Here is a 24,144-nt window from a genome sequence, read left to right as displayed (position 1 = left end):
GTGCCCGGTGGCGGACGGGGAACCGCGCGGGCCGGCCGAGCGCCTCGGGCCCGGCCGGGCCCGCGCGGTTCCCCGCGGACGACTCCGCTAGCTCGCCAGGCAGCTGGGCCCGAGCAACTGCTTGAGGTCCCCGAACAGCGCCGGGTCCGACTTCACCCGGTGCCGGTCCAGCCGGAGCACCGTGGTCTGCCGGGCTCCCTCCAGCCGCAGCCGCACCTCCGTGGTGCCCTTGTGGTGGGCGAGCACCTCACCGAGCCGGGCCACCAGCGGCGGGGTGATCTTCACGCTCGGGATCGAGATGACGATCGGCGCCTCGGCGTGCGCGTTGGAGAGGTCCGGTACGGACAGCTCCATGCCCATCAGCCGCGGTACGTCCTCCCGCTTGTCCAGCTTGCCGCGGACGAACACCACGGCGTCCTCGACCAGTTGGGAGGAGACCAGCTGGTAGCTGGCCGGGAAGAACATGCAGTCGATCGAACCGGCCAGGTCCTCCACCGTGGCGATGGCCCAGGCGTTGCCCTGCTTGGTCATCTTCCGCTGGAGGCCCGAGATGATGCCGCCGATGGTGACGATGGTGCCGTCGGGGCGCTCGGCGAGGTCGGCGACCGCGCAGTCCGCCTTCTCGGTGAGGACGTGCTCGATGCCGTGCAACGGGTGCGAGGAGACGTAGAGGCCGAGCATCTCCCGTTCCTGGGTGAGCAGGAAGCCCTTGTCCCACTCCTCCTCGGAGAACACCACGTCGAGGCCGAAGCTCGGCTCGTCGCTGGTGTCTCCCCCGCCGAACAGGTCGAACTGCCCCTCGGCCTCCTTGCGCTTGATCCCGACCACGTTGTCGATCATCGGCTCGAACTGGGCGGTCAGGCCCTTGCGGGTGTGCCCGAGCGAGTCGAACGCGCCTGCCTTGATGAGGGATTCGACCGTCCGCTTGTTGCAGACCACCGATTCGACCTTGTCCAGGAAGTCCGGGAACGAGGTGTACTTCCCCTTGGCCTTCCGGGTGCGGATCATCGAATCCACCACCGGGCCACCGACGTTGCGGATCGCGGTGAGACCGAACCGGACGGTGTCGCTGCCGTGCGGGGTGAAGTCCGAGTCCGACTCGTTCACATCCGGCGGGAGCACCTGGATGCCCATCTTGCGGCACTCGTTGAGGTAGACCGCGGACTTGTCCTTGTCGTCCTTGACCGAGGTGAGCAGGCCGGACATGTACTCGGCCGGGTAGTTGGCCTTGAGGTACGCGGTCCAGTACGAGACCAGTCCGTACCCGGCGGTGTGCGCTTTGTTGAACGCGTAGCCTGAGAACGGGACCAGGACGTCCCAGACCGCCTGGATGGCCGCGTCCGAGTAGCCGCGCTCGCGGCAGCCCTTCTGGAACGGGACGAACTCCGCCTCCAGGATCTCCTTCTTCTTCTTGCCCATCGCCCGGCGCAGCAGGTCGGCCTGGCCGAGCGAGTAGCCGGCCAGGATCTGCGCGGCCTTCTGCACCTGCTCCTGGTAGACGATCAGGCCGTAGGTCGGTCGGAGCACCTCCTCCAGCGGCTTCTCCAGCTCCGGGTGGATCGGGGTGATCTCCTGCTGGCCGTTCTTGCGCAGGGCGTAGTTGGTGTGCGAGTTGACGCCCATCGGGCCCGGGCGGTACAGCGCGAGGACGGCGGAGATGTCCTCGAAGTTGTCGGGCTTCATCAGCCGCAGCAGCGAGCGCATCGGCCCGCCGTCGAGCTGGAAGACGCCGAGCGTGTCACCGCGGGCGAGCAGTTCGTAGGTGGGCTTGTCGTCCAGGGGCAGATCAAGCAGGTTGATCTTGATGCCCTTGTTCTTCTCGATCGCCTTGACGGCGTCGTCCATGATCGTGAGGTTGCGCAGGCCGAGGAAGTCCATCTTGAGAAGGCCGAGGCCCTCACAGGTCGGATAGTCGAACTGCGTGATGGTCACACCGTCGGTGTGCCGGGTCCAGACCGGGATGTGGTCGGTCAGCGGCTCGGCGGACATGATGACACCGGCCGCGTGCACACCGGGCTGGCGGATCAGGCCCTCGATACCGCGCGCGGTGTCGATGACCTTCCTGACGTCCGGATCGGTCTCGTACAGGCCGCGGATCTCGCCCGCCTCGCTGTAGCGGGGGTGCGAGGAGTCGGTGATGCCGGACAGCGGGATGCCCTTGCCCATCACGTCCGGCGGCATCGCCTTGGTGATCCGGTCGCCCATCGCGTACGGGTAGCCGAGGACGCGCGAGGAGTCCTTGATGGCGGCCTTCGCCTTGATGGTGCCGTACGTGACGATCATGGCGACCTTGTCGGAGCCCCACTTCTCCGTCACGTAGCGGATCACGTCACCGCGCCGGCGCTCGTCGAAGTCGATGTCGACATCGGGCATCGAGATGCGCTCGGGGTTGAGGAACCGCTCGAAGATCAGACCGTGCGGGATCGGGTCGAGGTCGGTGATGCCCATCGCGTACGCGACCAGCGAACCGGCCGCCGAGCCACGGCCCGGCCCCACCGCGATGCCCTGGCTCTTCGCCCACATGATGAAGTCGGCGACCACGAGGAAGTACGCCGGGAACCCCATCTGGATGATGGTGTCCATCTCGTACTCGGCGAGCTTGCGGTGCTCCTCGTCGTAGCCGTTCGGGAAGCGCCAGTCCATGCCCTCCCAGACCTTGGACTTGAAGAAGTCCGCCTCGGACTCGAAGCCCTCCGGGATCGGGAAGCGCGGCATGAGGTTCTTGAACTCGAACATGCCGGTGGTGTCGACCCGCTGGGCGACCAGCAGTTGGCTGTTGCGGCAGCCCTCCTGCCAGGCGTCCGAGGAGTCCAGGGCGTACATCTCGGCGGCCGACTTGATGTAGTAGCCGGTGCCGTCGAACCGGAAGCGGTCCGGGTCGGAGAGGTTCTTGCCGGTCTGCACGCACAGCAGCAGGTCGTGCGCGCCCGCGTCGGCCTCGGTGGTGTAGTGCGAGTCGTTGGTGACCACCGGCGGGATGTTCAGCTTCCTGCTGATCTCCAGCAGCCCGTCGCGGACCCGCTTCTCGATGTCCAGGCCGTGGTCCATCAGTTCCAGGAAGTAGTTCTCCTTGCCGAAGATCTCCTGGTAGTCGGCGGCGGACTTCAGCGCCTCGTCGAACTGGCCGAGCCTCAGCCGGGTCTGCACCTCACCCGAGGGGCAGCCGGTGGTGGCCATCAGGCCGGCGGCGTGCTCGGCGATGATCTCCTTGTCCATCCGGGGCCACTTCACCAGCCAGCCCTCGGCGTAGGAGCGCGAGGTCAGCTTGAAGAGGTTGTGCAGGCCCTCCTTGTTCCGGGCCCAGATGGTCTTGTGGGTGTAGGCGCCGGACGCCGAGACGTCGTCCTTCTTCTGGTGCGGCTGGCCCCACAGGATGCGCTTGGTGTTGGACCGGGACTCCGGCGCGACGTACGCCTCGATGCCGATCACCGGGGTGATCCCGGCGGCCTTGGCCTGCTTGTGGAACTCGGCCGCCCCGTACATGTTGCCGTGGTCGGTCATCGCGACATGGGTCTGCCCGAGCCGCTCGACCTCCTTGAACAGCTGCTTCAGCCGCGCGGCACCGTCCAGCATCGAGTACTCGGTGTGGACGTGCAGATGCGCGTACGGCTGGTCGCTCAACGCGGGGCCTCCGGGGTCTCGGTACTGGATCACGGAGCGGTGAAACACGTAAGGCCCGAGCCACCCTCACGGCCCGGACCACGGCTTTCGCATCCGCGCGACCGAGTCTAGTCCTTCACCTTGCTTCCCGGACGCACCACCCGGAGCGGGCCCGGCCGCACCGCCGGGCCCCGGTCCCGCTGGTGTCAGCCGTCCAGGTCCGCCAGGAAGTCCAGCGCGGCTGCCCAGGTCCGCTCGGCGGCCTCGGCGTCGTAGTCCGGCAGCTCGGGGTCGGTGTAGAGGTGCCCGGCACCGTGGTAGCGGTGGACCTCCACGTCGGCACCGGCCCGCGACATCAGCAGGTACCAGGTGTTCAGCCAGTCCTCGGACTCGAACGGGTCGGGCTCGGCGACGTGCAGCTGGACCGGGATCCCGGTCCGCGTGTCCTCCCGGATGTCCGAGGTGCCGTGCAGGAGCAGCAGGCCACGGGCCCGCTCGTCCGCCAGCGCCAGGTTCTGCGCCAGCGCCCCACCGAGCGAGAACCCGGCGTACACCAGCCCCTGCTCGGTGCCCTCGCCCGAGCTCAGCAGCGGCGCGACCGCCCGGACGGCCCGCCGCAGCAGCTCGTCGTTGGTGACCTTGTCCCGGTAGGCCATCCCGGCCTCGACGTCGTCGAAGACCTGCCCCTCGTACAGGTCCGGCGTGTGCACCGCGTGCCCGGCCGCACGCAGTCGCTCGGCTGCGGCCGACACCGCCGGGCGCAGTCCGTAGGCGGAGTGGAGGAGCACGATCTGGGCCACGGATTCGATCCTTCGCTGTACAGGGGCCATGGTCCCGACCATCATCACCCATCGCCCCGCCCCCGGGCCGCACGGCCCGGTCCGACTGCCTCAGGACACCACGTCCTTTCGGGCGAAGCCCCGGAAGGCGAGCGCGAGCAGCACGATCGCGTAGCTGACCGAGAGCGAGACGCCCTGGACCATGCCGCCCCACTCCAGCTGGGGCTGCAGCGCGTCCGCCCATGAGTACTGCCAGTGCGAGGGCAGCCACTCGCGCAGCGACCCGAGCGCGGTGACCGCGTCCAGTACGCCGGTGATGATCGTGACGAACACCGCCCCGCCGACCGCGCCGAGCGGCGCGTCCGTCGCCGTGGACAGCCAGAACGCCAGTGCTGCGACGACCAGTTCGCTGAGGATCACGAAGGCCACCGCGATCGCCAGCCGGGGCAGCACGGCCGAGGCGGGCAGGCTGACCCCGGTCGGCAGCTTGAGGTCGCCCCAGCCGTACGCGGCGGTGCCCACCGCCAGTCCGAGCAGCGGCAGCAGCACGATGGTGGCCGCCGAGAAGAGCAGCCCGACCGTGAACTTGCGCAGCAACAGCCTGGCCCTGGGCACCGGCGCGGCCAGCAGGTAGCGCAGCGAGGACCAGTTGGCCTCGGCGGCCACGGTGTCCCCGCAGTACAGCGCGACCGGGATGACCAGCATGAAGCCGGTGCCCATGAAGAGCATGGTGGCGGCGAAGTTCGGCCCGGAGGCGGTGGCCAGCTCGATGAAGGTGGTCCGGTTCACCCGGTCCGGCGTACCGCCGATCTGGAACGCCGCCAGGATGACCAGCGGCATCGCCGCCAGCACCCCGGTCATCACCAGGGTGCGCCGTCGCCGCAGCTGGCGGACGACCTCCACCCACAGTGGCAGGGTCCGGCCCGCCCGGTACCCCGCCGCGTGGTCGGCCGTCGCCGTGCGGTCGGCCGTCGCCGTGGGGTCAGCCGTCGACGTGCTCACGCCGAGCCTCCGATCAGGGACAGGAACGCGTCCTCCAGCCGCCGGTGCGGCCCGACCCGTTCGACGGGGACGTCCAGCCCGACCAGCTCGGCCACCAACCGGCCGGCCGTCATGCCGTCCAGCCGGACCAGCAGGCCCCGCTCCACCACCGAGACCGCGCCGACGCCGGCCAGCGCGGCCGCCTTCTCGGCGGCCAGCGCCAGCTCGTTCGCCGGGAAGTCGGCCGGAGTGCCGACCAGCAGCAGCTCGCCCTCGCCGACGATCTCGCCGACGGCGCCCGCGCTGACCAGCCGGCCGCGGTCCATCACCACCAGGTGGGTGCAGCTCTGCTCCACCTCCGAGAGCAGGTGGCTGGACACGATGACGGTGCGCCCTGCGGCGGCGTACCGGATCATCACCTCGCGCATCTCGCGGATCTGCGGCGGGTCGAGACCGTTGGTGGGCTCGTCCAGGATCAGCAGGTCCGGCAGCCCGAGCATGGCCTGGGCGATGGCCAGCCGCTGGCGCATGCCCTGGGAGTAGGTGCGCACCGCGCGGTCCAGCGCCTCGCCCAGGTCGGCGATCGCCAGGGCCTCCTCGAAGTGGGCGTCCTCGGCCGGTCGTCCGGTGGCCCGCCAGTACAGGTGCAGGTTGGCCCGGCCGGTGAGGTGCGGCAGGAAGCCCGCGCCCTCCACGAAGGAGCCCACCCGGGAGAGCACGGGCGCACCGGGCCGCACCGCGTGCCCGAACACCCGGATCTCCCCGGCGTCCGGCCGGATCAGGCCCATCAGCATCCGCAGCGTGGTGGTCTTCCCGGCACCGTTCGGACCGAGCAGTCCGAGCACCTGGCCCTGCTCCACCCTGAAACTCAGGTCCCGCACCGCGTACCGGTCCGCCGCGCCGTGGTAGCGCTTGCTCAATCCGCTGATCCGCAGTGGGACTTGGGCCAGCGCCGGGTCGGGCAGCACCTTCCGGTCCCGGCGCGGACGCAGCCGGCGGCCGAACAGCAGCAGCGCGGCGAGCAGTACGGCACCCAGCGGCAGCAGCCAGGTCCGCGCGGGCAGCGGGGCAGCCTCGGTGCGCAGTCCGGCCACGGTGGGAACGGTCAGCGGCGCCGTCACCGAGACCTGGTAGGTGGCCGGCTGGGCGGGCGAGGCGTACGCCAGGTCGGTGGAGGAGAGCACCAGCCTGAGCCGGTGCCCGGCCTCGAAGCTGTGGTCCACGGCGGGCAGCGCGATCTCGACGGTGTGTCCGCCGGGCGCGTCCGCGCCGGTCACCCGCAGCGGGGCGACCAGCTGCTGGGGCAGTTGCTTACTGCCGTCCGGTGCGACGTCGTACAGCTTCGCGAACAGCACCGCTTCGGGCTGGTCGGCCCGGACGTGGACGGAGGTCCTGGGCGCGCCGGTCAGGTGCAGGCTGGTGTCCAGCGGTGCGGAGTCGAAGGCGGCGAACTGGCCCGGGAAGTCCAGCGAGAGGCCGCCGCCGACGGAGGCGAACTGGGTGAGCGCGCCGATCCCCGGCAGGGTGGAGATGTTCGGCGGCGCGCCGCCGGGTGGGTTGGCGACGTCCTGGGGCCGGCCGGTGAGTTCGATGCCGCGCGAGCCGGTGCCGGACAGGCCGGGGTAGCTGTCGGCGTCGGCGCCGCGCAGCACCGCCTGGAAGCCGGTGGAGTCGACCCCACCGGTGCGGGTGACCCGGAAGGCCGGGCCGGTGTCGTTTCCGGCGCCCTTCAGATAGTGGTCGAACCAGCCGGTCACCCGGGCGTCCGTACGGGCGCTGCCCTCGGTGCCGCCGTCGTGTCCTCCGGCGAACCAGTCCACCCCGACCGGCGCGCCGTTCGCGGCGACCGCCCGGGCGATGGCGTCGCCCTGGTCCAGTGGGAAGAGCGAGTCCTGCTGCCCCTGCACCACCAGCGTGGGCGCCTTGATCCGCGAGGCCACCGAGGACGGACTGGAGCGCTCCAGGGTCGCGACCGCGTCGGCGTCCGCGTGGCCGGCGGTGGCGACCCTGTTGTACATCGCGCAGAGCGCGTCCAGGAACCGGCCGCAGCCCACCGGGCCGGCGGCCGCACCCCCCGACCGCTTGCCCTGGGGGCCGCCGAGATCGCCGGCCGAGCCGGTGGTGAAGAAGATCCCGGCCCAGAGCTTCTTGAACACCCCGTCGGCCGCGCCGCTCCCCCGCACCCCCTGCGGGAAGAGCGCGTCGGCCAGGTTCCACCAGGTGATCTCGCTGGCCACGGCGTCGATCCGGGCGTCGTACGCGGCGGCCAGCAGCGCGGCGCCGCCACCGTAGGAGGCGCCGGTGATCCCGACCCTGGGGTCGCCGGGGGCGTCCAGCTGCACCTCGGGCCGCTTGGCCAGCCAGTCCACCAGGTGCTTGACGTCCTCGATCTCCCGGTCCGGCGCGTCCAGGCCGATCTTCCCTCCGGAGGCCCCGAAACCGCGGGCCGACCAGGTCAGTACTGCGTACCCGGAACGGGCCAGCTGCCGGGCGCGGTCCCGCTCGCCGTCCTTGCTGCCGCCGAAGCCGTGGGCCAGCAGGACGGCCGGGCGCGGGCTGCTGCCGGTGGTGAAGAAGGAGGTGTCCAGCCGGACGGTCTGCTTGCTCCCCGGCGTCTCGGGCATGTCGAGGAAACGATCCTCCTGGTGCACCGCGGCCTCGCCGGACCCGGCCGCCACCGCAGCCGCACCGGCCCCGACCAGCAGCACCAGCGCCACCGAGCCGGCCAGCACCTTCCGGGCCGTCGGCCCGCTGCGCCAGCGGCGCCATGCCCCACCGAAGCTCATCGGTACCGATCCTATCCGTTTCTCCGGTAGGGAATCCGTAAGCCGCCGAAGAGATCCGGCCCACCCGGCACGCCCGGCGCTCCCACCCGGCGCGCGTCCCCGGTACGACCCGCCGCCGACCGGACCGACCCGGCATTCCCCGCGCCCCGGGAGCAGGACCGCTCCCCTCACCCACGCCAATCACCGGGCCCGTGAAACCGGCGGGATATGGTGCGAACCACCCCGGAATCCCAGCCGGGCCCCCGGTGCCGACCTCGTCGAGGTGCCCCGTGCTGCTCTGGCCGCTCGCCACACTGCTCGCTGTCGTCGCCGTCACCCTGGCGGTCGGCTGGATCGTCGACCAGTTGCTGCAACGGGTCGCCGCGCGCCACCCGGAGGCACCCGTCTGGCCGCTGCTGCGCCGTTGCCGGATCCCCCTCCAACTGGTGGTCGCCGCCGGGCTGCTGCTGACCGGACGGCCGCTGGAACGGCTCCTCGACGTACGCGACGGCAGCCTGCACCACGGCGTCCTGCTGCTGCTGATCGCCTGCCTCGGCTGGCTGGCCGTCAGAATCGTGGCGGCGGCGCTGGAGGCGGTACTCGGCCGTTACGAGAGCGTCACCGACGACGCGGCCCGGATCCAGCGGGTCAGGACCCAGATCAGCATGCTCCGCCGAGTGGTCTGCGCGGTGATCGCGGTGGTCACGGCGGCGGTGATGCTGCTGACCTTCCAGGCGATGCGCACCGTCGGCGCCAGTCTGCTGGCCTCGGCCGGTCTGCTGGGCATCGTCGCCGGCATCGCCGCCCAGAGCACCCTGGGCAACTTCTTCGCCGGCCTGCAGATCGCCTTCGGCGACACCGTGCGCATCGGCGACACCGTCCTGGTGGACGGCCAGCAGGGCACGGTGGAGGAGATCACCCTCTCCTACCTGGTGGTCCGGCTCTGGGACTACCGCCGCCTGATCGTCCCGGTCTCGTACTTCGTCAGCAGGCCGTTCGAGAACTGGACCCGCAAGGACCCCGGCCTGCTCGCCTGGGTCCTGCTCCACGTCGACCACACCGCCCCGGTCGGCCAGCTCCGCGCCGCCCTGCACCGGTTCCTGGTGGACTCACCCCTCTGGGACGGCATGGAGTGGTCCCTCCAGGTCACCGACTCCACCCCGAGCACCCTGGTGGTGCGGGCCGCCATGACCGCCCGCACCCCGGACGACACGGCCGCCCTCCGCTTCGAGGTGCGCGAGCACCTGTTCGCCTACCTCCGCGACGAGCACCCGTACGCCCTCCCCCGCGTCCGCACCGGCGAGGACTGAGCCAGCCCCCGCCCGGGGCAGCGCCCCGAAGGCCGCTCAGAGCACCCGGGTCATCGTCCGGTGCGGTATCCCCGCGTCGTCGTACACCGGCCCCTCGGCGACGTAACCGAGCCGCTCGTAGAACCCCAGCGCCTGCACCTGGGCGTGCAGTTCGAGCTCCACTCCGCCGCTCTCCCGCCCCGCCCGCTCGATCGCGCGGACCAGCTCGGCCCCCAGCCCCGTCCCCCGGGCCGCCTTGACCACGGCGAGCCGCCCGAGCAGCACCCGTCCCTGGCGGCCGGTCAGCGCCAGCGCCTGCTCACCGTGGATCAGCCGGCCGGTGCCGAGCGGCGAGCCGTCATCGGCGAGCGCCAGCAGGTGCACCGAGGTCGCGTCGAGCTCGTCGTACTCCAGTTCCGCGGGCACGTTCTGCTCCTCGACGAAGACCTCGCGCCGGATGCCGTAGGCCAGCGCCAGCTCGTCCTCGGTCGCGACGACCCCGATCCGTGCCATCTCAGCTCTCCGAGGCGATGATGTCGAGCGCCTTCTGCAGGTCGGCCGGGTAGGGGCTGCTGAATTCGACCCACTGCCCGTCCGCCGGGTGCTCGAAGCCGAGCGAGACGGCGTGCAGCCACTGCCGGGTCAGCCCGAGGCGCCTGGCCAGCGTCGGGTCGGCGCCGTACGTGATGTCACCGACGCACGGGTGGCGGAGCGCCGACATGTGCACCCGGATCTGGTGGGTGCGGCCGGTCTCCAGCTTGATGTCCAGCAGCGAGGCCGCGCGGTAGGCCTCGATCAGGTCGTAGTGGGTGACCGAGGGCTTGCCGTCCCTGGTCACCGCCCACTTCCAGTCCGAGCTGGGGTGGCGGCCGATCGGCGCGTCCACGGTGCCGCTAAGCGGGTCGGGGTGGCCCTGGACCAGGGTGTTGTAGCGCTTCGCGGTGATCCGGTCGTGGAACTGCCGCTTGAGGTCGGTGTACGCGCGCTCGGACTTGGCGACCACCATCAGTCCGGAGGTGCCGACGTCCAGCCGGTGCACGATTCCCTGCCGCTCGGCCGCACCGGAGGTGGAGATCCGGTACCCGGCGGCGGCCAGACCGCCGATCACGGTGGGCCCGCTCCAGCCGGGGCTCGGGTGCGCGGCAACCCCGACCGGCTTGTCGACCAGCACGATGTCGTCGTCATCGTGGACGATCCGCATGCCCTCGACGGGCTCGGCGACGATCTGCACGGGCGCGGCGGGAGCGGGGATCTCGACCTCCAGCCAGCTGCCGGCCATCACCCGGTCCGACTTGCCTGCCCTCGCCCCGTCGATCGTGACCTTGCCCTCGGCGGCCAGCTCGGCGGCCTTGGTCCGGGAGAAGCCGAACATCCGGGCGAGGGCGGCATCGAGTCGCTCGCCCTCCAGGCCGTCGGGTACGGGGAGGCTGCGGGTCTGCGCTGCGGTACTCACCCGTACGAGTATGCCGGAACACGGAGCCCGCCAGGACCGGCCGCCGGCCGGGCCCCTCCCCGCGGACCGGGCCGGTGCTACTCCCCCTTGCCCGCCTGGTGGACGGTGCCGTCCGGGTTACTGCCCCGGAAGGAGAGCAGGACCACCAGGACGCCGCCGCAGACGATGGCCGAGTCGGCCAGGTTGAAGACCGCGAAGTGCTGCACCGAGATGAAGTCCACCACGTGGCCGCGGAAGACCTCGGGAGTCCGGAACAGCCGGTCGGTGAGGTTGCCGAGCGCGCCGCCGAGCAGCAGGCCGAGCGCGATCGCCCAGGGCAGGCTGTAGAGCTTGCGGGCGATCCGCCAGATCACCACGATCACGGCCGCGGCGATCATGGTGAAGACGATCGTCATCGCCTGGCCCATGCCGAAGGCGGCGCCCCCGTTGCGGATCACCTGCAGGGTGACCACGTCACCGATCACCTGGATCGCCTGGTGGCCTTCGAGCCGGGCCACCACGAGCAGCTTGCTGCCCAGGTCGATCAGGTAGGCGAGCACCGCGATGAGCAGCAGCACACCGATCCGGCGGCGGCGGGCCGCACCCGGTGCCGCGCCGGCGGCGGTGGCACCGGCCGGTTCGTCCACGGCGGCCTCCACGGGCGCGGTCGGGACGGAGTCGTCCTGGGTCTGGGGGGAACCTGGCGTGCTGATGATCCGCTCCGCTGCCTAGGGGACCCCCGGCCGAAGGCTGGGGGAAATCGGGCCGACGTTACGGGGTCGAGCGTACGGCAACGCCCGACCCCCAGGTCCACTTCGACCCGTCCGACACAGTGATCCGACCGGGCGGACCCCACCCGTCGGTTACCTGCGCTCCTGCTTCGCCTTGCAGCTGACGCAGAGGGTGGCCCGCGGGAAGGCCTGCAGTCTGGCCTTGCCCACCGCCTGGCCGCAGGACTCGCACACACCGAAGCCGACCCCTTCGAGGCGGGCCAGCGCGCGCTCGGCCTGGGCGAGGCTGTCGCGGGCGTTGTTGGCGAGCGCGAGCTCACTCTCCCGGTTGATGTTCTTGGTGCCGGCGTCGACCTGGTCGTCCCCCGCGCCGTCGTTGGAGTCACGCATCAGGCCGGTGATCGCGGCCTCCGCGGCCTCGATCTCGGCTCGCAGCCGTTCCAGCTCGTCGTTCAGCTCAGCGTGCAGCTCGGCGACCTCGGCCGATGTCCAGGGGTCCTCACCGGGGCGGACGGGCAGCTCCGCCGGGTCCACCGACTCGGCGCCGCCCCGGGCGCCGGTGCCCACCGGGGCGTGGTTGCGGCTGGTGGCGGCAGCGTGGCCGGTCGTGGTGCTGGTCTTGTGCCGTGCAGTGGTCACGGTCCCCTCCCCTGAGTCGCCCGCCACGGCCTTGCGTCCCCGCTTCGTGGCGGTACCGCCGATTGCCTTGTCAGCCATGGCTTCGACCTCATCTACGAACGAAACGAACCGCCGGTTCCCGGCGGCCTCCAGTGCCGGAACGATAATCCCCTACGAATCCGGCCACAACGGGACATACCGATGCCTCGTTTTCAACCCACCCGAGCAGCCGCCGCTGCCGCCCCACCGAGTTGCTGACCAAGTTGTGCCCAGATCGTCATCCGCTAACCGCACCGCCTGCAGCCCCCGGAGCGGAGGGCGCGCCGGAGCCGCCGACGCGCTCCGCGCGGGGCCGGAACGAGGCAGGAGCACGCGGGCGGAGCGGGCCGGCGGCGGTCCGCAGGGCCGCGGACGCCCGGGCGAGTTACCGGAAATTCGACTTGTGAGGCCGGATACACTGGGCCTGCAAGGCGCTGACGGGACGAGTACCGACGTACGCAGCCACCAGCGACCCGGGGACGGTGTGAGCCCGGGGGTGTGCGCGACGGGAAGATCACCCCTGAGCCGCCGGAAGAACGGCCTCCCGGCCAAGTAGAACCGGCAGCAGAACCCAAACAAGAGGGCCGCGAGCAGAGCAGTACCGCGGCCAAGGAGGGTGGTACCGCGGGACGGCTCGCCGTCTCGTCCCTCCGGAGGATCCAGTCCAAGCATCCGCCGGAGGTAGACGCCCGCGATGAGCTCCCAACCCGTCACCCACCACGACGCCGCTGACGACGCGCTCCGCGCGGCCCGCGCTTACAACCCCGTCCCCGCCCAGGTCGACCTGCCCGCCCTCGAGCACCAGATCCTCAGCTTCTGGCGCGACAACAAGGTCTTCCAGCGCAGCCTGGAGCAGTCCGAGGGCCGCCCCGAGTGGGTCTTCTACGAGGGCCCGCCGACCGCGAACGGCATGCCCGGCGCCCACCACATCGAGGCCCGCGTCTTCAAGGACGTCTTCCCGCGCTACCGGACCATGAAGGGTTACCACGTCGCCCGCAAGGCCGGCTGGGACTGCCACGGTCTCCCCGTCGAGCTGGCCGTCGAGAAGGAGCTGGGCTTCTCCGGCAAGCAGGACATCGAGCACTACGGCATCGCCGAGTTCAACGCCAAGTGCCGCGAGTCGGTCACCCGGCACACCGACGAGTTCACCAAGCTCACCGAGCGGATGGGCTACTGGGTCGACCTCGACGAGGCGTACCGGACCATGGACCCCTCCTACATCCAGTCGGTCTGGTGGTCCCTCAAGCAGATCTTCGACAAGGGCCTGCTGGTTCAGGACCACCGGGTCGCCCCCTGGTGCCCGCGCTGCGGCACCGGTCTGTCCGACCACGAGCTGGCCCAGGGCTACGAGACCGTGGTCGACCCCTCGGTCTTCGTCCGCTTCCCGCTGACCAGCGGCCCGCTGGCCGGCCAGGCCGCGCTGCTGGTCTGGACCACCACCCCGTGGACCCTGGTCTCCAACACGGCCGCCGCCGTCCACCCCGAGGTCACCTACGTGGTGGCCACCGACGGCAACGAGAAGCTGGTCGTCGCCGAGCAGCTGGTCGGCAAGGCGCTCGGCGAGGGCTGGGAAGCCACCGACCAGCGCTTCACCGGCGCCGAGATGGAGCGCTGGGCCTACCGGCGTCCGTTCGACCTGGTCGAGATCGAGGGCGCGCACTTCGTCCTGAACGCCGACTACGTCACCACCGAGGACGGCACCGGTATCGTCCACCAGGCCCCGGCCTTCGGTGCGGACGACCTCGCGACCTGCCGCAAGTACGGCCTGCCGGTGGTCAACCCGGTCGAGGCGGACGGCACCTTCGCCGCCGGTGTCCCGCTGGTCGGCGGCGTCTTCTTCAAGAAGGCCGACGAGACCCTGGTCGCCGACCTCGCCGACCGCGGCCTGCTCTTCCGCCACCTCCCGTACGAGCACAGCTACCCGCACTGCTGGCGCTGCCACACCGCGCTGCTGTACTACGCGCAGCCGTCCTGGTACATCCGCACCACTGCGGTCAAGGACGCGCTGATCCGGGAGAACGAGAACACCAACTGGTTCCCCGAGAACGTCAAGCACGGCCGCTTCGGCGACTGGCTGAACAACAACATCGACTGGGCGCTCTCCCGCAACCGTTACTGGGGCACCCCGCTGCCGATCTGGCGCTGCGAGGAGGGCCACCTCACCTGCGTCGGCTCGCTGGCCGAGCTCTCCGAGCTGACCGGCACCGACCAGAGCGGCCTCGACCCGCACCGCCCGTACATCGACGACGTCACCTTCGGCTGCCCGCAGTGCTCCGCCACGGCGGTCCGGGTCCCCGAGGTGATCGACGCCTGGTACGACTCGGGCTCGATGCCCTTCGCCCAGTACGGCTACCCGTACCGGAACAAGGAACTGTTCGAGAGCCGCTACCCGGCCCAGTTCATCTCCGAGGCGATCGACCAGACCCGCGGCTGGTTCTACACGCTGATGGCGGTCGGCACCCTGGTCTTCGACAAGTCCTCCTACGAGAACGTGGTCTGCCTCGGCCACATCCTCGCCGAGGACGGCCGCAAGATGTCCAAGCACCTGGGCAACATCCTGCAGCCGATCCCGCTGATGGACCAGCACGGCGCCGACGCGGTCCGCTGGTTCATGGCGGCCGGCGGCTCGCCCTGGTCGGCCCGCCGGGTCGGCCACGGCACCATCCAGGAGGTGGTGCGCAAGACGCTGCTCACCTACTGGAACACCGTCGCCTTCCAGGCCCTGTACGCCCGCACCTCCGGCTGGGCCCCCTCGGAAGGCGACCCGGCCCCGGCCGCGCGTCCGCAGCTGGACCGCTGGGTGCTCTCCGAACTGAACACCCTGGTCCGCGAGGTGGACGCGGCGCTGGAGTCGTACGACACCCAGCGGGCCGGAAAGCTGCTCTCCGGCTTCGTCGACGACCTGTCCAACTGGTACGTCCGGCGCGGACGCCGCCGCTTCTGGCAGGGCGACGCCGCCGCGCTCGCCACCCTGCACGAGGCGCTGGAGACCGTCACCAGGCTGATGGCCCCGCTCACCCCGTTCATCACCGAGCGGGTCTGGCAGGACCTGGTCGTCCCGGTCGACCCCCAGGCCCCGGTCTCGGTGCACCTGGCCGAGTGGCCGGTCGCCGACGAGTCGCTGATCGACGCCGACCTCTCCCGGCACATGGCCCTGGTCCGACGGCTGGTCGAGCTGGGCCGCGCCACCCGCGCCGAGTCGGGCGTGAAGACCCGTCAGCCGCTGTCCCGCGCGCTGATCGCCGCCCAGGGTTGGGAGGAACTCCCCGAGGACCTGCGCGCGCAGATCGCCGAGGAGCTCAACGTCTCGGTGCTCGAGTCGCTCTCTGCGTCGTCCCCGTCCGGGGCGGGCGGCGGCTCGCTGGTGGACACCACCGCCAAGGCGAACTTCCGCGCGCTGGGCAAGCGCTTCGGCAAGGGCGTCCAGGACGTGGCCAAGGTCATCGCCGCCGCGGACGCCGCCACCCTCGCCGCCTCGCTGCGCGCCAGCGGCAGTGCGACCGTCGAACTGAACGGCGAGCCGGTCGAGCTCTCCCCCGACGAGGTCATCATCACCGAGACCCCGCGCGAGGGATGGGCCGTAGCCAACGAGTCCGGTGCCACCGTCGCCCTCGACCTGGCCATCACCCCGGAGCTCAAGCGGCTCGGCGTCGCCCGCGACGCCATCCGCCAGATCCAGGAGGCCCGGAAGAACTCGGGCCTGGACGTCGCCGACCGGATCGTCCTCCGCTGGCGCGCGACCAGCGAGGAGACCGCCGAGGCCATCGCCGAGCACGGCCACCTCGTCGCCGAGGAGGTCCTCGCGACCGACTTCGCGGCCGGCGCCGCCGACTGGGAGTCCGAGACCTTCTCCGACGAGAACCTCGGCCTCGCCTTCCAGCTCCGCAAGGCCTGACTCTCCTGAACGGCCGGTGGCCGCCGCCCCTCGGGGTCCGGCGCCCACCGGCCGTCCGCTTTCCCGGCTGCGTGACCGGCGTACGGCACCGGGGGCGCACGGAAGCGCGCGTCTGCCCGCGCACCTGGCCGAAGTGCCCAAGAGGCCCGAAACCACGCTGCTCAGGGGCGTGAGGACCACGCGACAGGGCCTGCGACTTGGCTGCGCGCTGGCCATCCCTCTCCCTGCGCCCCTCGGGTAGTGCGGCCGGTCGAACAGCTCTGCCGCAAGCCACGTCCGGTTGCTCGCCCCAGCTCCGCACGCCCCTGGCTGTCCACTCGCGCCCCGGGCGGACACACGAGGGCGCCCCCGCCGTGACCTGTCGTCACAGTGGGGGCGCCCTCGAAGTGGGTACTGCTCTTAGTTGTCGCCGTCCTCGTCGATGAGGAAGCCGCGCATCGGGGCCGGAGCCTGCTGCATCGGCTGCGGCGGCTGCGGACGGACCGCCGCCATCGGCTGGGTCATCCCGGCGGGCGCCATCTGCGCGGAGCCGGTCGAACCGCCGGCCTGCCCACCGAAGGAGGGCTGGCTGCCACTGCCGCCGCCGAAGGAGCTCTGGCCGCCGAACGACTGGCCGTTACCGCCGAAGGACGGCTGGCTGCCGAAGCTCGGCGAGGAGCTGCTCATCGCCGGTGCCGGAGCCGGGGTCATCGACGACGCGGCCGGCGGCAGCGAGGCGGTGGCCGGAAGCCGCGGCGGGGCCAGCGAGTCGTCGGCCTGCGACTCCAGCTGACGCAGCTGGGTCTCCAGGTACGACTTCAGGCGGGTGCGGTACTCACGCTCGAAGGCCCGCAGGTCCTCGACCTTGCGCTCCAGCGTCGCGCGGGCGGACTCCAGCGAGCCCATCGCCACGCGGTGCTTCTCCTGCGCGTCCCGCTCCAGCGCGTCGGCCTTGGCGCGGGCGTCCCGCTCCAGACCCTCGGCCCGGCTGCGCGCCTCGCCGACGATCTTGTTGGCCTCGGAACGGGCCTCGGAGATCGCCTGGTCGGCGGTCTGCTGGGCAAGCGCGAGCACGCGGGCGGCGCTGTCGCCACCGGGCCCCTGCTGCTGACCCATCGGGCCCCCCAGCGGGCCGCCCAGCTGGGGCTGCTGCCCCATCGGAGCACCCATCGGCTGCACCAGCTGCTGCTGGCCGCCCATGGTCTGACCCATCTGCTGCTGCGGGCCACCCAGCTGGGGCTGCTGCCCCATCGGGGCACCCAGCGGCTGCAGCATCTGCCCGCCCATCGGCTGCACCAGCTGCTGCTGGCCGCCCATGGTCTGGCCCATCTGCTGCTGGCCCATCTGCTGCTGACCCATCTGCTGCTGACCCATGGGGGCACCCTGGCCGGCCGGGAGCTGCGGGGCACCGGACGGCAGGCCGAGCGGCTGGTTGCCCATCTGCTGCTGCGGGCCACCCAGCTGGGGCTGTCCGCCCATCGGCTGACCGCCCATCTGCGGGCCGCCGTTCTGCTGGCCAGGAACCGCCGGCGGGCCGGATATGGCGGCGGGCACGGGAGCACCGGGCCGGGCGTCCTGCGGCGGCGGCTCCTTGCGCATGTTCGCCTGGTTCTGCGCGGCGGCCCGAGTCGCGGCGGCCAGCTTGGCCCGCAGGTCCTCGTTCTCGCGGAGCAGACGGGTCAGTTCGGCTTCGACCTCGTCGAGGAAGGCATCGACCTCGTCCTCGTCATAGCCTTCACGCAGCCGGACGGTCGTGAACTGCTTGTTCCGAACGTCCTCGGGGGTCAATGGCATCTCTTCACCTCAACGTGATCGTCGGCACACCGGCATCCTGTCGCAGCGCTCAAGACGGCAGAGTCAGCACGAGCGATCTCAGGACAAACACAATGATCATCAGTACGAAGAAGGACAGGTCGAGCGCCACGCCCCCGAGACGCAACGGCGGGATGAATCGCCGAAGAAGCTTGAGTGGCGGATCCGTGACAGTGTACGTGGCCTCGAGGACCACGACCATGGCCTTCCCCGGCCGCCACGAGCGGGCGAACTGGAAGACCCAGTCCATGACGAGCCGGAACAGCAGGACCAGCAGGAAGACGGTCAGCGCGTAGTAGAGCACCTCCCACACGATCCCCATCGCGTCTCCCTCTCCCCGACTGACCTGCCGTCAGTCACCACTCACTGTCGTTGGACCCACACATAAAGTCGTGGCCGGGTCAGCTCTGGTTGAAGAACCCACCCTCGGCGATCCGAGCCTTGTCCTCCGCCGTTACATCGACGTTAGCAGGAGACAGCAGGAACACCTTCTGCGTCACTCGCTCGATACTGCCGTGAAGACCGAAGACGAGTCCAGCCGCGAAGTCTACGAGCCGCTTGGCGTCGGTGTCGTCCATCTCGGTCAGATTCATGATCACCGGGGTGCCCCCGCGGAACTGCTCGCCGATTGTGCGGGCCTCGTTGTAGGTTCGCGGGTGGAGTGTGGTGATGCGGTACGGCTCTCGCTCGTTGACGACCTTGGGCATGATCACCGGGGCGCTCTTCTCCAGGTTGTGGCGGCGTTCGGGTGTGATGGACGACACGGGAGCCATCCTCGGGGCCTCCTGCCGGATCGGCACGGCGGCGGCCGGGACCGGCTGCGGCGCGATGTGCGCGACGGGCGCCGGGGCGGGCACCGAGGCCGGCCGTTGCAGGTCCTCGGTCCGGTCCGCCCTGATCGGCTCGGGGTCCGCGTCGTAGTCGTCGTCGGGGTCGTACCCCTGGCCGTCATACGTCTCGTCCTCCACGAGGCCGAGGTAGACCGCCATCTTGCGCATTGCGCCGGCCATGCTCCTGTCTCCTCCGCTCTGTGGTGGATCGTCACCTGCCGGCCCGAGTCCTGACCTGTTGGTTTCCCGCCGGCCGCCGACGTAACGTCATATCGGTGACGGCCCGTCAATGGTGTGTTGGGGCGGCTGCGGGGGATGCGATCCACGGTTCGCTAGCGCTGTGGCAAGCTGCTAGGTTTTATGTCCTGTTTTGTCCTGCAGTCTGATCTACTTACTCGGTGACGTTACCGGAGCGGTGACCGCACTCCGAGTACCGCCGTACCGACGCGTACATGTGTCGCCCCGGCCGCCACGGCCTGCTCCAGGTCACCGCTCATCCCTGCGGACACCATGGTGGCAGCAGGATGGCTCGCCCGTACGGCGCTTGCGATTTCCGCCAGCCGCGCGAATGCCGCGTCCGGCTTTTCGGCCAGCGGTCCGGCCAGCGGTGCGACGGTCATCACACCGGCCAGGCGCAGCCCGGGCGTGTCGGCGATCTTGTCCGTCAGCGCCTCCACGTCGGCCGGCGCGACCCCGGCCCGGTGGCCGACCTCGTCCCACGCGGCGGAGCCGCCGACCGGCGCGTCCCTGTCCAACGCAACCTGCACCAGGCAGTCCAGCGGGGCCCGTTCGGCCCTGAGGACGGCCGCGGAGAGCGAGTCCACCAGCCGCGCCCGGTCCACCGAGTGCACCACGTCCGCGTAACGGACCACCGAGCGGACCTTGTTCGTCTGCAGTTGGCCCACGAAGTGCCAGGTCAGCGGGAGTTGGACACAGGTCTCGGCCTTGGGCGCCGCGTCCTGGTCCCGGTTCTCGGCCACGTCCGTCACACCGAGCGCCGCCAACAGTGCGGTGTCCTCGGCCGGGTAGGTCTTGGTGACCACGATCAGGGTGACGTCCTCACGGGGGCGCCCGGCCGCCTCGCACGCGGCGGCGATCCGGCGCTCGACGACTTCCAGGTTGGTGCCGAGCTGCTCGTAGCGGGCGCGCTGCTGCTCCGTCAGCCGGGCAAGGAAGTCAGCCCGACCCGGGAACGGTCCGTAGATGTCATTCGTCATGAGAGTTCAGGGCCCAACCAGACATAGCTCGCGAGACGGCCGGTGCGCTGCTCGCGACGGTAGGAGAAGTGATCTGCCGACTCAAGGGTGCAGACAGATGATCGCACTACTTTGGTGATCCCGGCCTCGGCGAGCTGTGCGGCGGCGCCCCCGGGTACGTCCAGTGCGGGCGTGCCCCAGGAGGTCTCGGCGTAGGCGGCGGGCACCTTGGCCGTGACCTCGGCGCGCAGTTCGGCCGGCACCTCGTAGCAGCGACCGCAGACCGCGGGCCCGATCGCGGCCACCATCCGCTCCGCTGACGCCCCCTTGGTGAGCATCGCCGCCACCAGCGCCGGGACGACCCCGGCGGCCAGACCCGGGCGGCCGGCGTGTGCGGCGCCGACGATCCCGGCGACCGGGTCGGCCAGCAGGACGGGCGTGCAGTCCGCGGTGAGCACCGCGAGGGCGAGTGGCCGGTCGGTGACCACCGCGTCCACCGCCGGTGCCTCACCCTGCCGCTGGCGTTCCGTCACCACGGCCACCTCGGCCCCGTGCACCTGGTTCATCCAGACCACATCGGCCGGGTCGATCCCCAGCTCACGGGCGGCGAGCTCGCGGTTCTCCCGGACGGCGGCCGGGTCGTCCCCCACCGCGCCGCCGAGGTTGAGCTCCCCGTACGGCGCGGTGCTCACCCCGCCCCACCGGTCAGTGAAGGCGAAGTGAGCACCGTTGCATTCAGTCGTATCGATCACTTAAGAGTGTTTACTTCAGGAAGTCCGGCACGTCGAGCTCCTCGGCCGGGCTCTCCACGAAGGGCTGCCGGACCGGCTGCACCTGCGGCGGGACCGGCGGAGCGGTCGTGGTGGTCGGAACGTCGGCCGTGCGGGACTCCTCGCGGGAGGTCACCGAGCCGATGGTCCCGTACACGGGCCGGGTGACCGGCCGCTCGGGCGTGGCCGGCGGGGTGCTCGGCGGGGTCGCCTTGACCACCGGCTCGCGGACGATGGCCGGCGGCTGGCCGCCGTCGAACCCGGCCGCGATCACGGTGACCCGGACCTCGTCGCCGAGCGCGTCGTCGATGACCGCACCGAAGATGATGTTGGCCTCGGGGTGGGCCGCCTCGCTGACCAGCTGGGCCGCCTCGTTGATCTCGAACAGGCCGAGGTCGGAGCCACCGGAGATGGAGAGCAGCACACCGCGGGCGCCGTCGATGGAGGCCTCGAGCAGCGGCGAGGAGATCGCCATCACGGCGGCGGCCTTGGCGCGGTCCTCGCCCCGAGCGGAACCGATGCCCATCAGGGCCGAACCGGCGTCCGACATGACCGACTTGACGTCGGCGAAGTCGAGGTTGATCAGACCGGGGGTGGTGATCAGGTCGGTGATGCCCTGGACACCGGAGAGCAGCACCTGGTCGGCGGAGCGGAACGCGTCCAGCACGCTGACCTGGCGGTCGGAGATGGACAGCAGCCGGTCGTTCGGGATCACGATCAGGGTGTCGACCTGCTCACGCAGCGACGCGATGCCGTCCTCGGCCTGGTTGGCGCGGCGGCGGCCCTCGAAGGTGAACGGGCGGGTGACCACACCGATGGTCAGCGCGCCGAGCGAGCGGGCGATGTTGGCCACCACCGGCGCGCCGCCGGTGCCGGTGCCGCCGCCCTCGCCGGCCGTGACGAAGACCATGTCGGCCCCCTTGAGGACCTCCTCGATCTCCTCGCGGTGGTCCTCGGCGGCCTTGCGGCCGACCTCGGGGTTGGCGCCGGCGCCGAGGCCCCGGGTGAGTTCACGGCCCACATCGAGCTTGACGTCGGCGTCGCTCATCAGGAGGGCCTGCGCATCGGTGTTGATCGCGATGAACTCGACGCCCTTGAGACCGACCTCGATCATCCGGTTGATGGCGTTGACACCACCGCCGCCGATACCGACGACCTTGATGACTGCGAGGTAGTTCTGCGGTGCTGCCACGTCGAAGGCCTCTCGCCTCGAGTTCCGGGGTCGGCTTCCCCCTATCGTGAAGGCCGACGGATGTCGATGGGTGGGAAGCAGGGTTTCAGCACTGAATGTCCGAAATGCCAACCACCGACCCGAACCCTAAACTTGAGGTTTAGGGTTACCGCTATGCCTGCGTCACATCACCGTGGGACACAGTCCGGTGACACAGGACAGTAGGTCGCATCTGGCCCGTGTTCAACGAACACGCCGAGCTTCCCGTTTTTCTTTTGAGCCTATGTGATCATCGACCGCCCGGTGAAACCGGGGGGTGGACCACCCAGGGTCGAGGCGGAGCTGTGACTGCGTCAACACCGCCCTCGGGAAGAGAACTTACCGGATCAAGAGGACACCACTGGGGCGTCTGGCGCACTCACGTCATAATTCGTCCCCTGCTGCCCGAGCAGCGCGGTGAGCACGACGGCCTTGCGAACGGTGCGCTCCGGGCTCCCCCAACGGACCGTCGCACCCCCACTGAGCTGCAGTCGAATGTCATCGTACGAGTGAATCTGAAGCGCGCCCGTCCGCTTGGCGACCTCCGGTGGCAACCCTGCGGCGACCGTGACCGCGGCCCTCAGCAGGGCGGTACGGTCGATCACCGCGATGGAGTCGTTCGCCTGCTGACTGAGTGCCAGTTCCAGTAGCGGGATACCCGCCGGGGGGCTCGGTTCGGTGGCGAAGCTCACTCCGTCGGCGTCCACCTGGGAGAAGCTGCCATCCGGGTTCTTGACCGCCGCGACCGGTTTGCGTTCCACCAGCTTGACCTGGAGGGTGTGCGGCCAGCCCCGCCAGATCTCGGCCCTGGCCACCCGGGGGAGCTTCTCCACCCGGTGCTCGGCCTCGGTCAGGTCGACCCGGGCCAGCGGCCCGTGCTGGAGCCCGCCGAGCGCCTCACGGACCTGGTCGTCGGTCAGCTTGCCGCTCTCCAGGCCCTGGACCGCGACCGAGCGCACGTCCAGGACCGAGGAGAAGAAGACCAGCCAGCCGAACGCCCCCAGCACCAGCACGCCGAGGACGCTCAGCACCACGATGCCCCGCCGGGAGAGCCGGAGTCCGGGGACGGACTCCGACTCCTCGTCCAGCGGGTCGTGGACCGGGCCGTCAGCCACGACGGCGGCCGCCCCGGGATGCCTCGATCGCCTCGTAGACCATGCCGACCAGCAACTCGTCCGCGTCCCGGCGGCCGAACTCGGCGGCGGCCCGGCTCATGTCCCAGAGCCGGCGCGGGTCGGTGAGCACCGGCAGGACGTTCTGCAGCACCCAGTCGGTGGTGAGCTCGGCGTCGTCCACCAGCAGGCCGCCGCCGGCCTTGACCATCGGCTGGGCGTTCAGCCTCTGCTCGCCGTTGCCGATCGGCAGCGGGACGAAGGCAGCGGGCAGGCCGACCGCGGCCAGCTCGGCGACGGTCATCGCGCCGGCCCGGCAGAGCATCATGTCGGCGGCGGCGTAGGCGAGGTCCATCCGGTCCAGGTACGGCACCGGCCGGTACGGCGGCATCCCGGGGATGTCGTCGACGTGCGGCAGCTCGTTCTTGGGGCCGACGGCGTGCAGGATCTGCACACCGTACTGCTGCAGGCGCGGGGCGATCGCCTGCACGGTCTCGTTCAGGCGGCGGGCGCCCTGCGAGCCGCCGGAGACCAGCAGGGTGGGCAGCCGCTGGTCGAGGCCGAAGTAGTGCCGGGCCTCGGGACGGACGGCGTTGCGGTCCAGGGTGGCGATGGTGCGGCGCAGCGGGATGCCGATGTAGCGGGAGTCCCGGAGCTTGGAGTCGGGCGTGGAGACCGCGACGAAGTCCGTGTAGCGGGCGCCGATCTTGTTGGCCAGACCGGGGCGTGCGTTGGCCTCGTGCACCACGATCGGCACACCGGCGCGCTTGGCGGCCAGATAGGCGGGCATGGCGACATAGCCGCCGAAGCCGACCACCGCGTCGGCCTGGACCCGCTCGATGATGTCCTGGGCCGCGCGGACCGTCCCGCGCAGCCGGCCCGGGACGGTGATCAGCTCGGGGGTGGGCTTGCGTGGCAGCGGGACGGCCGGGATCAGCGCGAGCTCGTAGCCGCGTTCGGGGACCAGCCTGGTCTCCAGTCCGCGCTCGGTGCCCAGGGCGGTGATCCCGCAGGTCGGGTCGTGCCTGCGGAGGGCGTCTGCGAGGGCGAGGGCCGGCTCGATGTGACCGGCGGTCCCGCCGCCGGCGAGTACGACATGCACCGAA

The 24,144-nt window shown here is 70.9% G+C and carries 18 protein-coding genes; 2 read left to right on the top strand and 16 right to left on the bottom strand.

The annotated features are described in order from the left end of the window. Positions 1 to 87 precede the first annotated feature (87 nt). From dnaE to ACZ5ON_RS01325, 4 genes are all read right to left on the bottom strand, one after another. A complete protein-coding gene (dnaE, locus tag ACZ5ON_RS01340) occupies positions 88 to 3,621 on the bottom strand; it encodes a DNA polymerase III subunit alpha (RefSeq protein WP_465583295.1) in 3,534 nt (1,177 codons plus the stop codon). Between the two features lie 185 nt (positions 3,622 to 3,806). After that, positions 3,807 to 4,430 (bottom strand): dienelactone hydrolase family protein, encoded by a 624-nt coding sequence (locus ACZ5ON_RS01335; protein WP_465583292.1) that lies wholly within the window; start codon positions 4,428 to 4,430, stop codon positions 3,807 to 3,809. 60 nt (positions 4,431 to 4,490) lie between these two features. Continuing rightward, positions 4,491 to 5,381 carry an ABC transporter permease gene (locus tag ACZ5ON_RS01330; protein WP_465583289.1) on the bottom strand — a complete coding sequence of 297 codons (891 nt, stop codon included), beginning with the start codon at positions 5,379 to 5,381 and terminating at the stop codon, positions 4,491 to 4,493. Then, a complete protein-coding gene (locus ACZ5ON_RS01325) occupies positions 5,378 to 8,146 on the bottom strand; it encodes an alpha/beta fold hydrolase (RefSeq protein ID WP_465583286.1) in 2,769 nt (922 codons plus the stop codon). The genes ACZ5ON_RS01330 and ACZ5ON_RS01325 overlap by 4 nt, the downstream gene beginning before the upstream one ends. 269 nt (positions 8,147 to 8,415) lie before the next feature. On the opposite strand from ACZ5ON_RS01325, the gene ACZ5ON_RS01320 reads away from it, so the two are divergent. Further along, complete coding sequence (locus ACZ5ON_RS01320) at positions 8,416 to 9,435, top strand: mechanosensitive ion channel family protein (RefSeq protein WP_465583283.1); 1,020 nt, start codon at positions 8,416 to 8,418, stop codon at positions 9,433 to 9,435. A 36-nt stretch (positions 9,436 to 9,471) separates the two neighbouring features. On the opposite strand, the gene ACZ5ON_RS01315 is transcribed toward ACZ5ON_RS01320, so the two are convergent. The 4 genes from ACZ5ON_RS01315 to ACZ5ON_RS01300 form a co-directional block, all read right to left on the bottom strand. Beyond that, entirely contained in the window at positions 9,472 to 9,927 is a 456-nt protein-coding gene (locus ACZ5ON_RS01315) for a GNAT family N-acetyltransferase (RefSeq protein ID WP_465583280.1), read from the bottom strand. A gap of 1 nt (position 9,928) precedes the next feature. Beyond that, positions 9,929 to 10,867 carry an RluA family pseudouridine synthase gene (locus ACZ5ON_RS01310; protein WP_344634068.1) on the bottom strand — a complete coding sequence of 313 codons (939 nt, stop codon included), beginning with the start codon at positions 10,865 to 10,867 and terminating at the stop codon, positions 9,929 to 9,931. A gap of 77 nt (positions 10,868 to 10,944) precedes the next feature. Then, on the bottom strand, positions 10,945 to 11,493 hold the full coding sequence (gene lspA, locus ACZ5ON_RS01305; RefSeq protein WP_465583275.1) for a signal peptidase II: 549 nt from the start codon (positions 11,491 to 11,493) through the stop codon (positions 10,945 to 10,947). Between the two features lie 216 nt (positions 11,494 to 11,709). Further along, the gene (locus ACZ5ON_RS01300; protein WP_465583272.1) at positions 11,710 to 12,216 is read right to left on the bottom strand and encodes a TraR/DksA family transcriptional regulator; all 507 of its coding nucleotides are present in this window, start codon (positions 12,214 to 12,216) and stop codon (positions 11,710 to 11,712) included. 712 nt (positions 12,217 to 12,928) lie between these two features. Here ACZ5ON_RS01300 and ileS point away from each other — a divergent pair. Further along, positions 12,929 to 16,129 (top strand): isoleucine--tRNA ligase, encoded by a 3,201-nt coding sequence (ileS, locus tag ACZ5ON_RS01295; RefSeq protein WP_465583269.1) that lies wholly within the window; start codon positions 12,929 to 12,931, stop codon positions 16,127 to 16,129. 399 nt (positions 16,130 to 16,528) lie between these two features. Here the strand turns inward: ileS and ACZ5ON_RS01290 are convergent, their stop codons facing one another. The 8 genes from ACZ5ON_RS01290 to murG all read right to left on the bottom strand — a co-directional run bounded on the left by ACZ5ON_RS01290 (position 16,529) and on the right by murG (position 24,140). After that, positions 16,529 to 17,902, bottom strand: coding sequence for a DivIVA domain-containing protein (locus ACZ5ON_RS01290; RefSeq protein ID WP_465583266.1), 1,374 nt, complete (start codon positions 17,900 to 17,902; stop codon positions 16,529 to 16,531). A 49-nt stretch (positions 17,903 to 17,951) separates the two neighbouring features. Continuing rightward, a complete protein-coding gene (locus tag ACZ5ON_RS01285; RefSeq protein WP_465583263.1) occupies positions 17,952 to 18,242 on the bottom strand; it encodes a YggT family protein in 291 nt (96 codons plus the stop codon). A 79-nt stretch (positions 18,243 to 18,321) separates the two neighbouring features. Continuing rightward, positions 18,322 to 18,930 carry a cell division protein SepF gene (locus tag ACZ5ON_RS01280; protein ID WP_465583258.1) on the bottom strand — a complete coding sequence of 203 codons (609 nt, stop codon included), beginning with the start codon at positions 18,928 to 18,930 and terminating at the stop codon, positions 18,322 to 18,324. A gap of 224 nt (positions 18,931 to 19,154) precedes the next feature. Continuing rightward, entirely contained in the window at positions 19,155 to 19,967 is an 813-nt protein-coding gene (locus tag ACZ5ON_RS01275) for a YggS family pyridoxal phosphate-dependent enzyme (RefSeq protein WP_465583255.1), read from the bottom strand. After that, positions 19,964 to 20,698, bottom strand: coding sequence for a peptidoglycan editing factor PgeF (gene pgeF / locus ACZ5ON_RS01270; RefSeq protein ID WP_465583252.1), 735 nt, complete (start codon positions 20,696 to 20,698; stop codon positions 19,964 to 19,966). Before pgeF ends, ACZ5ON_RS01275 begins: the two co-directional genes overlap by 4 nt. A 10-nt stretch (positions 20,699 to 20,708) precedes the next feature. Then, on the bottom strand, positions 20,709 to 21,908 hold the full coding sequence (gene ftsZ, locus ACZ5ON_RS01265) for a cell division protein FtsZ (RefSeq protein ID WP_465583247.1): 1,200 nt from the start codon (positions 21,906 to 21,908) through the stop codon (positions 20,709 to 20,711). Between the two features lie 365 nt (positions 21,909 to 22,273). Beyond that, positions 22,274 to 23,041 carry a cell division protein FtsQ/DivIB gene (locus tag ACZ5ON_RS01260; protein ID WP_465583243.1) on the bottom strand — a complete coding sequence of 256 codons (768 nt, stop codon included), beginning with the start codon at positions 23,039 to 23,041 and terminating at the stop codon, positions 22,274 to 22,276. Further along, entirely contained in the window at positions 23,034 to 24,140 is a 1,107-nt protein-coding gene (gene murG / locus ACZ5ON_RS01255) for an undecaprenyldiphospho-muramoylpentapeptide beta-N-acetylglucosaminyltransferase (protein WP_465583240.1), read from the bottom strand. The genes ACZ5ON_RS01260 and murG overlap by 8 nt, the downstream gene beginning before the upstream one ends. Positions 24,141 to 24,144: the final 4 nt, after the last annotated feature.

The sequence above is a fragment of the Kitasatospora sp. NPDC032150 genome (assembly GCF_055579945.1).
The sequence above is the reverse complement of the archived record's forward strand: the minus strand, read 5'-3'. Positions and strand labels throughout refer to the sequence as shown.